The following is a 14,307-nucleotide window of genomic DNA, read 5'->3' as shown; positions in this document are numbered from 1 at the left end:
GGAGCCATGGCTGTGATTCCAGGAAAGCGCAATTCGTTGAAGGGTAACGCAGATATGGATTGGGGCTTGTATAGATATCGACATTTGGTGGAAAACGCTTTTGCCCGACTAAAACAGTATCGGGCAGTGGCTCCAATCATTAAACATAAGATAAGCTTACTCAATCTTGCTGAAGAGCTTCAAAACTTCTCTTTGCAGAATAAAAATCTCAACATTTCAAATAGGAATGCATGCAATTGAATTGAAGATTTTCTTGACATCCTGAAGTAATCCACATTGCTTTTTAAAAAGCATCTTGCATCAATCAAAACTACGGAAATAAACAACAAAATAAGAAGCTATTGATTATAAATGATATTATTATATGTTTAAAATTTAATCGATCCAGAAAAGATTATTACAAATAACCATCTTAGCAGCAGTACTGACAGATTATCCACAAAGTTATCCACAGAAATTGTGGACAAGTAATAATTTACTATAAACAAATTTGCAGAAACCATATAAATTACAATGATTCATGTGGAAAGTTGGCTATCTCTATTTGGGTAATAGTTCAAACCTTAACTGATCACATCAATATGATTAAGACAGGCATAGTGCTAGCAGACAAAATAAAAGCAGATACAAAAAAAGAAAAGCCGCGTATCTGCAATTGATATCGCGGCCGTTTTCTGATTCCTTGTCTTCTGGAATTTAGATGTTTTTTTCTAGATACTTACTAATTCATTTGAGGGTATACGACCTAGTTAGTCGTAATTAATACGGTACTGGTTAAAGGATTACTTTATTTTTTTATTCAATTGATGGTTTGATAAAGGATACCATCTTTTATCAAACCCCCAGCCATAATGGGGGCACATGCTTTTTGCTACGATTAATGACGAGATTTACGTATAAGTTGGATGGCTTGTTCGGTATGCTTGGTTGCAACATCAGCATGGTTCATTTCAGCATGCTTAACGGCTTCATTTAAGTGCCCAATGGCTTCATCCATATTCTTGTGGGCCTCATTCTTTTGGGCCTCAGCATACTCCTTGCTTGCAGCTTGAGCGTGTTCCAAGCTTTTCTTTGCGTGTTCGAGTAGTTCTTTGGAATGCCCCATTTTTCCATGCTTCTCTGCTTCCTCAGCATGTTCTAATGCTTCAAAAGCATATCCTGCTGTAGATGCTGCATAGACTTGGGTGCTCAAAAAAAACGCCAACACTCCAGCTGTAATAATAGTTGATATCGCTTTCATGACAATTACTCCTTATTTTGCTTAAGATTAATAATGTCAAAACACTCTCACTCTTAGTTTTAGCTAAGATCGTGCTGTCCAATTCCACAACTTCCAGAAAAAGAATCAGCTTGTCTAACTTGTCTCTCAAGTTTAATAGCACGCATTTTCTTTATAACATACATTGCAAGAAAACAATATTGCTAGACCGGCTAATGTAGAAAACAAATAAACTGCTCAGACTTTTAGCAAATGATCTGACCGGTTTTATTTGAAGCCGAAAGAGAGCTTCTGATGATACAGAAGACGGGAAGTTTTCATGAATTGACTACCGGCAAATGATGTGTCTACTATTAATTTATAAGGAGATACAAAAGAATCATTTGGATAAATCAGCAACCTATCGACAGGCGAGATGCAAGAAAAATGCACGTTATGTGGAAGCAGGAGTCGGAGTCCGGCGATCACCTCGGAGCACTCGTCAATCCAGTTCGGTAATCTCGATATAGAACAAAGATTTACACATAGCGTGGCTCCCCGACCAGGGCTCGAACCTGGGACCTGCGGATTAACAGTCCGGAGCTCAGTCACTCATGCCTACAAATAGATGAAGAATCCAAAGTAGTTTTTCTCCGGACACCGAACCGATCCACACAGACCGAACCAGAGCTGAACCTTGCACCCACTGATGGCGTGCCTCTGCCTTCCTCTCTCATTCAAATCAACAGCTTACGACGGATTCCTCCGAATTTTTTCTGAACATCACTCGAAACCCAGTGGTGGCGAACACGGGCGGGGGAAACCGGCAGAAACGACCCAAAATTGCCCAGGGTGATGCCCGGAAAATTCGGATAAAGGATATAGTCATCCCTGCCCTGAAACGGCCGCACAGTCGCCAACCATGCGTGCGCTGGGGACCAACTTGTGTCCCATTCACCCCACGAACTGCGGCGAGGTGGGCCAATCTGCACCCCGCAGTGGGCAACTATGTCCACCAGATATTGACATAGCACTATCTCAAGTCTATCTTTTCCACAAGCAAAAATAATCTAATAATAAGTAATGGAAACCAATATCCATGCAACAAAACATACTTCCTCAGTCCAACGCCAAGTTAGGTTAGTATGTTGCATGATGTGGGATTACATGGGTGCTCTAGGTAAATGCAAGAAAGTAGGGTCAAGATAATTCCCAAATAGCAACTAGGCGACGAAATATAAGCACAAAAACTGAACTGGTAAATTGATGAGCATGAATACATTTATTATCAATCACATGAAAACCTTAGAAATGATTGGAGTTATCATGCGAATTTGTAACTTCACTATGGTCAGTTGGCTCGGCCCAGAGAGCCCCTTCATGTTTGTCTGGACTGTCAATACTCTTGATTCCCTTATCCTCACATGGTGCGCATTTTTACGCAAAGATGCGGCATACACACTCCTAAACATTTTTTGGATACTTATGGGAGTCGTCGTTATAGCCCGAACCGTTGGATTTCTGGGTCTAGCGTAACCCGAGTGAGTAACGTGTCGAAATAAACCTAATAATCGATTCTAAGCGATTCATAAAAGTGGTGCAGACCTGTCTCGATTCCTGCCGATAGCTTCCTGGAGAAGGACGGTGAAAAGCAGCCCCACTGGAGAACGCTCCAATCCGGGATAATAATTCAGGCATTACTTGCTGAGAGAAATGCCTCTAGATGATCACTGGATACACGACCAATGGTCCCGGTTGGTGAGATTAAAAGCTAAAGCGTAGTCGAGTTGGGTTTAAGCGGAATGAATTCCACGATATCGCCCTTCCGTGGGCCGCCGGGAGCGCACGGGATGGGGATAGTCATCCCAACCCCGCAACCGCCCCGCAGCGGCCGACTATGCATATGTGGGGCCACTGCACCCCGCTCCCCCGCGATTCCAGAGGGAGCGGGTCGGACCGGCGCCCCGAGACTATCCAATAGCGGGCAGCTATCTTTGTTGCCTGGCTCCACGATGATCATGTAGCCGTGGGGGTTGTAGTCGCAGGGTTCCCTGTTGTATCTCTCCGAAAATCACTGCTGTGCCAGGTCTCGAATAGCTGGATCGGAGATACAATTGATCAGGGCAGGGACATTGAGGACTAGCATGATATACTTCCTTATCGAAAACGAAGACAGAAAAAGCAAAACGCCCAGGGCCAATTGATGATGGAGGATGCTCTTTGTAGGATGCGACACTTTCAGATTATCGAGTCCTAAGCGTCGCTGAAGGTTCTTGGTTGTTGGCTTAGAATTTTGTATTTTTTATTTGAATATCTTGGCAATTGAAACAAACAGGCAGACCACATCTGCCAGATTCATTATGATCTTACAGAAATGGTGATGTAGGTGCCCCGGATAAGTTAGCAAATTTCAGATAAATGTTTGTCCTCCCATAGTAGATTTTTTAATTCTACATCTTGAATAATCTTTTCAGCCAATTCTTTAATTCTTTTCTTAGAATCTTCTTCCAAATGGCTAAGAATATACGCAACACCTACAGTAAGCACTTCATTCGTTATTTCATTTAAGCTAACGCTTGTGCGCTTTGCCAGCGCCTCAAGAATCGAATAATTAGCCAGTTTTAAATACAAAAAAAATTGAGAACTCAGCTCATGATTTGCACAAACTGTTGGAGATTTAGCATTCAACAAACTCAAAAGTGCCCTTAAAGAATACGTAGGATCTTTCACAGAAAAATAATCAATTGTCACATTCTCAACTGATGATTTGGTAGCTGGTTTTGTATTTTTAATCATTTTAAAATCCTTTCAATTACAAATAACCATTACCTTTATAATCAACTTTTATTACAAAAATATGGCAAAGAAGCGTCATTAAAGATTTCTTAACTACGAGTAATTGCTTGTCAAAAATAGGATCGATCAGCATTGTCGAAAAGCAAAAGCAAAATCTGCAAAAGGAAGACAAGTGTTTTGGAGTGAAAAAGCAAGGTTAAATTACGTTCTGAGCAATTCACGTAAGAAGCTTGAAGGGGGAAAATTTAACTATTCGGTGGAAGCGTGAGCCGAAGTCCGGCGATCACCCCTGGAACACGTATCAGTCATGCAAAACAACGACCTATAGTAGTTTCCGCTGAACTATTTCTGAACATCATCCTGAAATCCGATGACGGCGAGCACGAACGGGGAGAGCCGGCAGAAACGACCCAAATTGCCCAGGGTAATACCCGGAAAATTCGGATGGGGTAGCCATCCACACTCCAAAACGGCCACACAGCGGCCAACTATACATGCGCTGGAGGGCAAGCTGCCCCCCGCACCCTCCCCTCCGCTATCATGGCGGGAGAGCGAGCCGACCTGCACCTACTCTGCCTTGCATCACCTCCATGATTTTGCCAACAATACTCTCTGCCCTCCCTAGGGCTAAGTGCTAGGCGAAAGCTACTTCTATCGCTAGAAACCAAAGCAATTTCCCGATACAAACGGTAATCTATGGTGAAACACTTCTGCGTGCGACTCCAGTCGCGACACCGGAAGCATCGTTCGAGGTAAGATGAATGCCATCGGCTTCAATTTTGCCTGTGAAACGGATAACAACTGGCGATGATTCAAACTGTGGGATGCGCGAAGTGGAAAACGTCAGCGATGCGCCGTCGAAAGATTCCTCTTGAATAGGCCCGTCTCCAGTTGGATAGTTGACTATCCCGTGGATTGTGTTACCTGCATTACTAAGAGTCATGCTGATACAATAAGATTGCTGACCTGGTTTTTGCATGTCAACCACCCATTTTCCATTGATCTCAGTGGCAGCAGGGCGCAACAAAATAAGCGTAGCTCCGGGCAACTACAGCCAGCACGAATGCAATCGTGCTAGCGAAGACACGACGGTGTGAGCGCAACGTAGGTTTCACAGCTTTCGTAAAGGAAGGAATATTAAGGCATTCGATCAATTTGGCTACGTCATCATCGAATCGATCATCACGAATCTCGATAGCATTGCGTCGGCTTAGCTCAGCAAGATCAGAAGGAAGCTGCCGCGCTTCAGGCATCCGAGCTCCTGCCACTAAAACTGAAATAACGGTGATATTACGGCTAAGGCCGACATGGATCTCATGGCGAACAAAATCATAAGTCGCACTAGAGTCCCGTTCCATCATCTCTACCCACCGAGGACCGATCAGCACAAGAAGGTAATCACAGCCCGCCACTGTATCATCTATTGCCCGAACGAAATCTTGCCCCGGTCGGATATCTTCAACATCCATGAATACTTTGTCACCGCCCAATGAGCATTCAGGCGGTCGCATAGGCGACCTGCGTGACCACTAACGTCATTGCGCCGATAGCTAATGAAGATGTTCGTCATGTATGTTGAAGAATGTAGATTTGAGGCGGAGATAGTCGTTTTTAGGTTGACGCTATTTTATTAATAATATCTAGCTTTTCTTTTCTATACTAAGTATAGGAACCAAGTTACATAATTTTCTGCAAACATCACGCAGCTTTTTAGTAAAGAATTTACTTAAACTAGACATAATAAACAGTATAGCCAACATGCTAAAGAATATTATTGGATAGTTACAAACCACAACAGTTATAAAGTTCTCAAAATAGACTGGTGTAATATAATTCAAAAAATCTGCAAGCTTTACCAAGTAAGGAGTTTCGGGCAGAGTCTCATTGTGTTTTAATGATTCAGGGATACCCCATATCCAAAAATATCCAGCCACTATAAATATAAGAAGAGTTAATTCAACAAACAATCGATATAGGATCTCCCGACTTTTTATGTATTTATTCTCTTCTGCTTTAAGCGCATCCCATTGTTCTATATTTCCCTGGTCAACTGAAGGTGTATGAATGGTGGTAGGTTTGAATGGATAGTTTGGATTCAAACCTACAACATCAAAGCTGATAGGTAAACCATTTGGCGCATATGGATCACAAACATCTTTGATTTTCTCATAGGCGCTTTTGTGTATCGCGATTTTATTATTATCTTTAAGTTTTCCTTCGCAAAGCGACTCTAAATCTCTGGGGCTGTAGCGATAATATATCGCGACTCCGTCTCTGGAGTTGTAAAGCCTATCATTTTTATTGGCGCTTCCAGAAATTTGATCCTTATGTGATTGATAAAAAATCAAACCATGTGCTTGGGCTTTAGTTATTATCCATTCCAATGCTATATCCGACAGGCCAGTTCTCGGATAACCGCCACCAACATTAGAATGTACTCCAGCAAACCAAACTTGTTCAACATGACCATTTGTTTTACTTTCATTCCATATCATTGGGTGAAAAGTTTTTCTTTCGTCGTCAATCGAGATAGCGTGATAAGCATTTTCTATAGATGGATTTAAATCATAATCATAGAAGTTGTGTGGCCATATATAATCACTGAGCTTGTCAACTAACTTGAAAAACAATTCAAAAGCCATGCTGAAATCTTTTGGGAAACCCAAGGCTGAAACAGTATCCCAAACACCGATGAATTTTATTTTCAAATTTCCACCAGGTGCATATTCATTATCTTTAATTGCATATTTCTCTTTGAAATCATCTGCTTTTTTACCTTTGACTTGATAACACTTAATTGCTTCATCAACTAGTTGCTTAAATTTTTCATCATCGAAAACACCGTTGGTTTGTAGTTTCGGATGATTTCTATCAATCAATCCGCAGTGATGGATAAAACCTGTCAAAGCTCGAACTGTAGCTGCCCCACGGCTGAAACCAAATAAAAATATCGAATCACCAATGTTATAGCTTCTTACGAGAGATTTATAAAGATCACGTACATTATGTTGAAAGCCAAAACCAAAAGCAGCGGATAGGGCTGTCAAATATTTATTTTTATTAGTATCGCTTTTTTCTGTGCCGACACCTTGGTCATAAAAAGTAATTTGTTGAATTCCGATTTGTTGAATTCCGTTGTGATGAATATCTACAGCTTTATATACTTTATAGACATTAGTGTCATTACCATATCCACCTTTATTACCAGTGCCATCGGCACATAAAACTATATTTTTCATCTTCTCCCCAAATAATAAAATTAAAATCGCACATCAAAAACTATCAATTTGTATTGAACGTATCCCAAGAGCATCCGACTGATTGTAAAGCGTCCCATAAATCTGGGAGGACAAATACAAACTAACCATCATCATATTGCAACACATTTATTAAATACACCTCTACAAAATAACGATGCTTATTGCATCGTCTAGGTATAAGCTGTTTCTTATCTAAAATAGATTTTCACTAAATTCAGTCTTATCCTTTTTATTATTCAATTTTTTAGGCTATGTCATCAAAATGTGTGGAAATATCCGAAGAGCAGCACGGAGGAATAATTCAGGGGTGTTCAAGCGACGAATATTGATAGTCCGTCTCCAGCTAAGGTAATTGGAGAGATATTTGGTGGCAACACCATGGAAGTGGTTGAGCCAGTTCTTGAGACGACCATGATAGGTATTGACATTCTGGAAATGATAAGCACTCTTGATGCCGATTCCTGCAGAGCAATTAACAGTCTCATGAGTGATAGCAATCTCCTGCGCAAAGTCAAAGTAGTGGTATAAGGGATTCCCATCACTAACTAGTAAGCTGTCCTCATCTAGAAAAGGCGGCAAGCAGTCTTGTAACTACGTCTTAGTCACAAGGCCTTTTCCGATCACGAAATCCAGTGTCTGCCCTATGCGATCTCAAACAACGAGTATGCAAACCTGTTCATCAGAAATGCTTCGTTTTGTCGCGGAACCGCCACACTTACGCGCTTTCCGCTTTATGTGCCGAGATCCCTTCTCAGATTCAAGTAAGTAGGTCTCGTCGGCTTCGGCAATTCCGTGAAGTTTCTGCGTCCGATCATCCTTCACCAAATTCTCCACTGATTGCGCCCGTCCTGGAACTAGCAGCGACGACCAGCAGCTTGAATGAATTTCGCACAAAAACAGCCGGATTAATTGAATCGATGGATACCTCATCGCCTTTAGTTGGAAGGATGTTTGGCAACAAGAACATCAAGCTGCGTTCACCGTAGCCAAGGCGATGCAGCTCGATATCTTGCGCGATATTCACGAGGCGGTTGATACAGCTTTGGCAAACGATACGACCTTCGAGCAATTCCGCAAAGAATTAGCTCCCCTGCTACTGCAGAAAGGTTGGTGGGAACACGCTGACATGACCAACCCGATAACTGGTGAAGTAAAGAACATGCAGCTTGGCAGCACGCGCCGCATGAAGGTTATTTATGATACTAATCTGCGCACCGCCCACAGCAAAGGGCAATGGGAAACGCATTCAAAGAAATAAAGATACTTTTCCTTACCTCAAGTATGACGCTAACAACTCTGAGCATCCCCGCCTGGAGCACTCAGCCTGGAATGAACTGGTGTTGCCTGTGGACCATCCATTCTAGCAAGCGCATTATCCGGTCAAGGCATGGGACTGTAAATGTGGCGTAATGCGACTGGATGAAGACACGCTGGATCAGCTAGGTTTGAAACCTTCCGAACCAACGCAGGAGGAAACCTACACCTATATCAACAAGCAATTTTGCCCAGGTAAGTGTAAACCGTGTTTATGCAGCCATTCAGCAGTTCGGTAGCGTCATTAAAGCAAAGATCGCTAAAGCACTGCGCTTTCAGCTCGCCAACGACAATTATGTTACACGTCATTCAGCACCATCCCGGCATGGTCCTACATGGGTATAAGCACACAGGATGAAAACTGGATATTAAAGCGTATCGAGCGCGCTATCAATGAGGCTGCTGATGCTCGCTGAACTCGAAAACGATTTGATCATGCACATCAAAACATCCGCATTAGGGGTAAAACTGCGTGATGTGGTCGGGCCGCCTGATTTTACCAGCGAGGCCTGATCAAACGCTTTACCCCTGATGCACCCGCGGTCGATGTCGCACCGGCTGCGTTTCAGATCGAAAGCTGCAGCGCCAAAGTGCATTTTGGCATTGCGCGCGTAGCACGCAACAGTCGTGGCCAGGCGACTGGCCGCATGGGTGAAGCAATTGGCCCGGTCGGGTTATATGACATGCTGGAATCCATCGCAGCGCTTGGTGAAAACGATCCTGATTGACATGGTCTATTAGACCATGTCAATCAGTCTCAATATCAAGAAAAATGAAATTGCTTCCGAGAGACTTGGCTGTATGGGCTAGCGATCTGAATTATCCTAGGTTTTCCAGAGAATCATTGTGTTCTGCGTGGTTTCTTCGAATAGCTCTATGATGACAATGAATTAATGACTATTCATTGGGATTCATAACCGGCTCGTTATCTCAAAATCATTTTAGCTGCTCGTTTGCGGACTTTAAGCAAGTATCTTATTGATTTATTCATAACTCCATTCTCTCAAGAAATAAAGTCTCCAATAAACCTGAGGGTGGTTCACTGCAATACTGTCATCGCCACGCAGGCCTTCCAGCACTATGCGTATTGTGATGTATGCTGAGTTTTGTGGTGACCACAGCAACTCCTCTTAAACGCTCTAATCTGTCCGGTCTGAACTCAAGCGATAGATCTGGTGGCAAGACACACATTTACTTGTCAGCTCGGATAATCGATGGATAACTTGATCCCTGTTTAATCCAGTCTTGATATCCACTGACAACTTATCAAAATCCTCATGCAAGCCCATGCCCATGATTTTAAATTCAAGCGGTAACTTCACCATGAGTAAAGGTGAGGCATCGACGGCCATGCCCATACCAGCAGATTTTGCAGCTTCGGCTACAGCAATCATATCGTGTTCATGGAGTCCCCTTAATATGCCATTGACAGACGAAAGCAAACTCCTCATCTCAGCCAACACAAAATCCTTTTCCTCGACACTCAATTGAATGGCACGCCGCTGATCCGTACTGATGGATGTATGGCCTCGCACAAAATAGAAAGCAAAGGCGCCCACTGTCACTACCCAAAGAGCAAGCGCTATTTTCCCCACGTTCACACTAATCTCCTTTGGCTTTCCCACAGAGGCATGGAAATAATTGCGATGACTAACCGAATAATGGTACAAAAGCTCATGGTAATCACTGTCGTTACAGCATCCTACTTAACGACGTTCAAAACGTAGAGGTAAAAAAAACACAAAGAAAAGAACAGCAAGTCCGGTAGTGCACTTCGCCAGCGATCAGCTCTATCTCTAGGATTTTAAGAATTCCACATAGACAGCAATATAGTCTAAGCCAGCCGATTGAAAACTCAGCCTACTTTTTTCCGATTTTTAGTCTTCAGAAGCTTGAATGCATTTTTGAATAAATGCTAGAGCTCAATTGAGAATCTACATTTCCTTCATTTGTTAAAACCGAGCTCTCGCTTCTCTTCTTCTTGTATCATTTTTCGGTGAATGGCAGCTTCTTTCAGATTCTCTTTGATAGTATTTTCATATTGGCGAATTTTAGCAGTAATACGTGACTGAAGATCTTGGCCTTTCCGTCCATAAGAGTTACTACGTTCTTCATATTCTTCAAGCAGTTTTTTCTGTTCTTGCAGCTTTACTTTCATCTCGTCGGCCGTATCTTCGTAATGTTTAGCCAACGCATCATGATTGTTAGGGTCTATGGCACGCAGCTTAGCACTATAAAATTCATTACCCTGAACGTTTCCTATTGGATTCATTTGTGCGCAACCAACCAAGAAACCGAGCATCAAAACAATTACCAAATAATTGACCTTTTTCATCATAACCCCTCAATCAACTTATATTAAATTTCACATCTTTTCTTTATTTAAAAGCTTTTATCAAAAATATTGTGTCATTAGTTGATTAAGAGTAACCATGTTAAAGATACGTTCTTTGCAGGAATCAAACTTATAATTAATTTGATTCTTCAAGATGGTGCTTTGCTTAATAGCTCGAGATGATTTATCTTAATATTACTTATAACAATATTATGGTTTTTAATACATTAACCCTATTCATCATATTAATACTAATTCTCTATGTTGCATCATACCTATATAAATAACAAAAAAATAAGTATCAAAATATGAAATTTATTGTGTCACATATGGATACAATGAAATTATACAGAATTTGTGTAGCGCTTTAAGTTGGCATTTATGAATAAGAGGTTGCTGAATTAAATAAATGAAAGAAAAAACCTGTATTTGAATAATTTGGCAAGCTTATAGCTGCACATATCCAAATAATTTTCTTTTACACGGATATCTTTTTAATGCAGGATGCTGCACGCTAAGTGCGCGACAGACAATCCCATAAGTTAGACTAGAATGGTTTTTCAGAGATTTTTTGCAACAATGCGATGCAAATCAAATCTATCCCTTGCTTAATCAAAAGAAACAGAAGGATTATTTGTGAAAATCAGCAACCTACCGACAGGCGAGATGCAAGAAAAATGCATGTTATGTGGAAGCAGAAGCCGAAATCCGGCGATCATCTCGGAGCCCCATCAATCCAGTTCGGCAATCTCGATATATAACAACGACTTACACACATATGACTCCCCGACCAGGGCTCGAACCTGGGACCTGCGGATTAACAGATGTTATAACCACCTGTTTTTATTAATTTAATACTCGCCAGTGCTCGCTAAAACACGCCAATAATCATCATATTTGTCACGTTTTCTTTATGACTAATTCAAACTCGGTAACATTTTCGTTTGCGACTGCAGTGCCTGATTTGTTTTATAAATATGGATAAAGCCATATAAAGGCTATTGCAAAAACTGTTAGCAAACAGATCGAGAGTTCATTACATATAAACCTATAGGGTTTGATAGTGCAGGCATCTGCCAGCTCTATACTGATTTTTTTTGCTACATCTATTTCCAGAAATCTTATACGACGATAAATTGGCCTGTTTACAAACCAACGAAGGCATTCAAGTACTAATAAAATACACGTTAAACCAATTTGTATAAAAAGCTCTTCTTTTATAAGCATGTGTATTTGCTCAGAAGAAAATAACCAACCGAGCGCAACCAGATGTATGCCGGTAGATATCCAGACATTTTCAATGTACTGTTTTGTTAGAAATTTTAGCGCGTCTAACTTTCCTACTTCTAAGTCCATAATAGCTACTCCTTACCCTTTCGTTCGACAACATTCGTTATTTCATTATGGGTGCTAATTAAGAAATTAAACAAATTTCTTTTAGATATTTGAAGTAGCTTCACACTATTGATTAATGATGTGAATCAGAGCATGAAAGTTGCCAGTAAGAATTCTATTATTCAATAAGAATTATTATTTCTAATCTGGTATTTGGTTTATCGTGATTCAATTTGATTGCACTTGCTGAAGCTTAATCTAATGTTTCCACAATTTTTTAGCACCAGCTTTTTTTCTACCTGAAAAGCAATGCTATTCAGCACGTAATGTGTTATAGCGGTTTCTGTCACGCTATGTATGCAATCTATTGATTAAATGAATATTATTAATGATTAACAGGTGTTATAACTACCTGTTTTTTAATAATTTTTACTCGCCTATGCTCGCCAATACACGCTGATAATCATCAGATTTGTCACGTTCTATATCTATGGAAATCGCCATTTTTATTTTATATCTATCTTTGTATTTAATAAAACAATCAATTACGGCCTGTCGTCATCGGATACACAATCAGCATAAATATTAAATAACTTTATTATATTACATATAGTTAATTTAATAATATTTTGTTATGGGACACAAAAAATAAAAAATGCGATCTTTTTAAAGCGAGAGTAATAAAAGATAAAAAAATTAAAACCAATTATTCACACAAAATTTTTTATTCAAAATGCATTATCTATGTCAAAATTTTGAAAATCCAGAATTTATTATGCATTTTGGCAACAACTCAGAAATTACGAAAAAAATCCGTTATAACAATAGCTATGCTTAAACAGGAAGATTTATGAAGAAATTTTTAATAGTTTTATTTTTTTTGGTCTTTGCAACTCCAATATATGCAGATAATTGGCGCAAAGGTTGCGAAGTAGCATCAGCATACGCTACAGCAATAATGGAATCAAGGCAAGCAGGTGTTGCAATGTCAAGATTGATGGAACTAACAAAAGAAGAAGGACCTAAAGATGATCAAAGTTTAATTGAGATGATAATTATTGATGCATATGATAGACCAAGATATAGCACTGAACCTATGCAACAAAGAGCCATGGAAGAATTCAGAGATGACACATATTTAAAGTGCGTAAAGACTAATAAAAAATGACGAGCCAGAAGAAATAAAATCAAATATATAAAAGGCAGGAACAGTTGCTCACACTCTAATTGAGAGCCTCATTCTCTCTTTAATCTTGATAACGAAATGGTACAAAAAAGCGTAACTGATGTACGCTACGCTTTTTCTAATAAACCACAAAATTTAAAGAAAAAACTTATACCCAGTTTACAGAGGTTTATTTTTATTATCTTCGATAGCGAACCATATCCTATATCGCCAGCAAGCCTAAAAAGAGGCTTCATCTCATTATCATTCATTATCACCGAGTACCCCATCAGTGCCCCACAAATAAAAAATGGTTTAGGCAATTATTCCTAAGCCATTGATTTTAAGGGTGCTGACACCAAGAATCGAACTCGGGACCTTCTGATTTCAAATCTCATGGTGAATTAATAATTTTGGATTATAAATTTTTGTCACGTTCTCAAATTAACTAATTGATTTTTAATTTATTAATTCTGTTTAACAGGTGTTATAACCAACTGTATTTATTAATATAATACTCGCCAGTGCTCGCAATCGCTCGCCAACAATTGTCATATTTGTCAAGTTATTATTAATGATGACTTATCACTAATTGTAGAAAATTAAACTGACTCTGATAGATTTCACCTCACAGTCTGGCAATGCCAGTCTGTTTCAATCCCACGTACAAGAGCGAAGCTGTTGTACCATAATTAAAAGATTGTAATTTTAATTTTTTGGAATTGGCGAGCTTAAATGTATATAATTCTAATTTGCACTAGAAACTGCATTAATAATCCAATCCCAGCCGGTTATACTTTTGATTAAATCCGGGGCATTTTCGAGATTACATAATGCACTAACCAAATGATTCTCGAGCGTATCGATGCTGTCAAATACGCGGTTATGAAAGTATTTTTCTCGC

Annotated in this window: 15 protein-coding genes and 2 pseudogenes; 5 read left to right on the top strand and 12 right to left on the bottom strand. The window is 40.1% G+C overall.

The window, feature by feature from the left end; genetic code table 11:
- Positions 1-132: pseudogene (locus BLV54_RS12695) on the top strand (IS5/IS1182 family transposase); the annotation flags it as partial.
- Between the two features lie 745 nt (positions 133-877).
- Here BLV54_RS12695 and smbP read toward each other — a convergent pair.
- Positions 878-1,240: a small metal-binding protein SmbP gene (gene smbP, locus BLV54_RS12690; protein ID WP_090572021.1), complete on the bottom strand. Its 363-nt coding sequence runs from the start codon at positions 1,238-1,240 to the stop codon at positions 878-880.
- Between the two features lie 758 nt (positions 1,241-1,998).
- On the opposite strand from smbP, the gene BLV54_RS15710 reads away from it, so the two are divergent.
- Positions 1,999-2,229, top strand: coding sequence for a hypothetical protein (locus tag BLV54_RS15710; RefSeq protein ID WP_143032517.1), 231 nt, complete (start codon positions 1,999-2,001; stop codon positions 2,227-2,229).
- Positions 2,230-2,969: 740 nt separating this feature from the next.
- Here BLV54_RS15710 and BLV54_RS15705 read toward each other — a convergent pair.
- The 8 genes and pseudogenes from BLV54_RS15705 to BLV54_RS12650 all read right to left on the bottom strand — a co-directional run bounded on the left by BLV54_RS15705 (position 2,970) and on the right by BLV54_RS12650 (position 8,278).
- Complete coding sequence (locus tag BLV54_RS15705; protein WP_143032516.1) at positions 2,970-3,218, bottom strand: hypothetical protein; 249 nt, start codon at positions 3,216-3,218, stop codon at positions 2,970-2,972.
- 380 nt (positions 3,219-3,598) lie between these two features.
- Positions 3,599-3,994, bottom strand: coding sequence for a hypothetical protein (locus BLV54_RS12675; RefSeq protein WP_090572020.1), 396 nt, complete (start codon positions 3,992-3,994; stop codon positions 3,599-3,601).
- A gap of 342 nt (positions 3,995-4,336) precedes the next feature.
- Complete coding sequence (locus BLV54_RS16190) at positions 4,337-4,561, bottom strand: hypothetical protein (protein WP_176969770.1); 225 nt, start codon at positions 4,559-4,561, stop codon at positions 4,337-4,339.
- A 127-nt stretch (positions 4,562-4,688) separates the two neighbouring features.
- Complete coding sequence (locus BLV54_RS12670; RefSeq protein WP_143032514.1) at positions 4,689-4,973, bottom strand: hypothetical protein; 285 nt, start codon at positions 4,971-4,973, stop codon at positions 4,689-4,691.
- Between the two features lie 25 nt (positions 4,974-4,998).
- The gene (locus BLV54_RS12665; protein ID WP_090572018.1) at positions 4,999-5,505 is read right to left on the bottom strand and encodes a toll/interleukin-1 receptor domain-containing protein; all 507 of its coding nucleotides are present in this window, start codon (positions 5,503-5,505) and stop codon (positions 4,999-5,001) included.
- Between the two features lie 129 nt (positions 5,506-5,634).
- Positions 5,635-7,233 carry a DUF2235 domain-containing protein gene (locus BLV54_RS12660; RefSeq protein ID WP_090572017.1) on the bottom strand — a complete coding sequence of 533 codons (1,599 nt, stop codon included), beginning with the start codon at positions 7,231-7,233 and terminating at the stop codon, positions 5,635-5,637.
- Between the two features lie 270 nt (positions 7,234-7,503).
- Positions 7,504-8,076, bottom strand: a pseudogene (locus BLV54_RS16980) (IS1595 family transposase); the annotation flags it as partial.
- Positions 8,066-8,278, bottom strand: a complete 213-nt coding sequence (locus tag BLV54_RS12650) for a hypothetical protein (RefSeq protein WP_090572015.1) — start codon at positions 8,276-8,278, stop codon at positions 8,066-8,068. The gene BLV54_RS12650 and the pseudogene BLV54_RS16980, both read right to left, overlap by 11 nt.
- On the opposite strand from BLV54_RS12650, the gene BLV54_RS12645 reads away from it, so the two are divergent.
- Positions 8,264-8,512 (top strand): hypothetical protein, encoded by a 249-nt coding sequence (locus tag BLV54_RS12645; RefSeq protein ID WP_090572014.1) that lies wholly within the window; start codon positions 8,264-8,266, stop codon positions 8,510-8,512. The two genes, BLV54_RS12650 and BLV54_RS12645, sit on opposite strands and share 15 nt — an antisense overlap.
- Positions 8,513-9,158: 646 nt before the next feature.
- Positions 9,159-9,296, top strand: coding sequence for a hypothetical protein (locus BLV54_RS16185; protein ID WP_176969769.1), 138 nt, complete (start codon positions 9,159-9,161; stop codon positions 9,294-9,296).
- 411 nt (positions 9,297-9,707) lie between these two features.
- Here the strand turns inward: BLV54_RS16185 and BLV54_RS12635 are convergent, their stop codons facing one another.
- The 3 genes from BLV54_RS12635 to BLV54_RS12625 form a co-directional block, all read right to left on the bottom strand.
- Entirely contained in the window at positions 9,708-10,169 is a 462-nt protein-coding gene (locus BLV54_RS12635) for a hypothetical protein (protein WP_090572012.1), read from the bottom strand.
- A gap of 344 nt (positions 10,170-10,513) precedes the next feature.
- A complete protein-coding gene (locus BLV54_RS12630) occupies positions 10,514-10,906 on the bottom strand; it encodes a hypothetical protein (protein ID WP_143032513.1) in 393 nt (130 codons plus the stop codon).
- 966 nt (positions 10,907-11,872) lie between these two features.
- Positions 11,873-12,259, bottom strand: coding sequence for a hypothetical protein (locus tag BLV54_RS12625; protein ID WP_090572010.1), 387 nt, complete (start codon positions 12,257-12,259; stop codon positions 11,873-11,875).
- Positions 12,260-13,088: 829 nt separating this feature from the next.
- Between BLV54_RS12625 and BLV54_RS12620 the strand changes: the two genes are divergently transcribed.
- Positions 13,089-13,406 carry a hypothetical protein gene (locus BLV54_RS12620; protein WP_090572009.1) on the top strand — a complete coding sequence of 106 codons (318 nt, stop codon included), beginning with the start codon at positions 13,089-13,091 and terminating at the stop codon, positions 13,404-13,406.
- The last annotated feature ends 901 nt before the right edge of the window (positions 13,407-14,307 follow it).

The organism is Nitrosomonas sp. Nm33 (genome assembly GCF_900107265.1).
Lineage (GTDB): Bacteria > Pseudomonadota > Gammaproteobacteria > Burkholderiales > Nitrosomonadaceae > Nitrosomonas.
Note: the sequence above shows the minus strand (reverse complement) of the source record. Positions and strands in the feature narration are given on the sequence as shown.

Bases quoted from the DNA above. Each gene is read 5' to 3' on its own strand.
- smbP (WP_090572021.1), bottom strand. From the start codon at position 1,240: ATGAAAGCGATATCAACTATTATTACAGCTGGAGTGTTGGCGTTTTTT.
- BLV54_RS15705 (WP_143032516.1), bottom strand. From the start codon at position 3,218: ATGATCATCGTGGAGCCAGGCAACAAAGATAGCTGCCCGCTATTGGAT.
- BLV54_RS12675 (WP_090572020.1), bottom strand. From the start codon at position 3,994: ATGATTAAAAATACAAAACCAGCTACCAAATCATCAGTTGAGAATGTG.
- BLV54_RS12670 (WP_143032514.1), bottom strand. From the start codon at position 4,973: ATGCAAAAACCAGGTCAGCAATCTTATTGTATCAGCATGACTCTTAGT.
- BLV54_RS12665 (WP_090572018.1), bottom strand. From the start codon at position 5,505: ATGCGACCGCCTGAATGCTCATTGGGCGGTGACAAAGTATTCATGGAT.
- BLV54_RS12660 (WP_090572017.1), bottom strand. From the start codon at position 7,233: ATGAAAAATATAGTTTTATGTGCCGATGGCACTGGTAATAAAGGTGGA.
- BLV54_RS12630 (WP_143032513.1), bottom strand. From the start codon at position 10,906: ATGATGAAAAAGGTCAATTATTTGGTAATTGTTTTGATGCTCGGTTTC.
- BLV54_RS12625 (WP_090572010.1), bottom strand. From the start codon at position 12,259: ATGGACTTAGAAGTAGGAAAGTTAGACGCGCTAAAATTTCTAACAAAA.
- BLV54_RS12620 (WP_090572009.1), top strand. From the start codon at position 13,089: ATGAAGAAATTTTTAATAGTTTTATTTTTTTTGGTCTTTGCAACTCCA.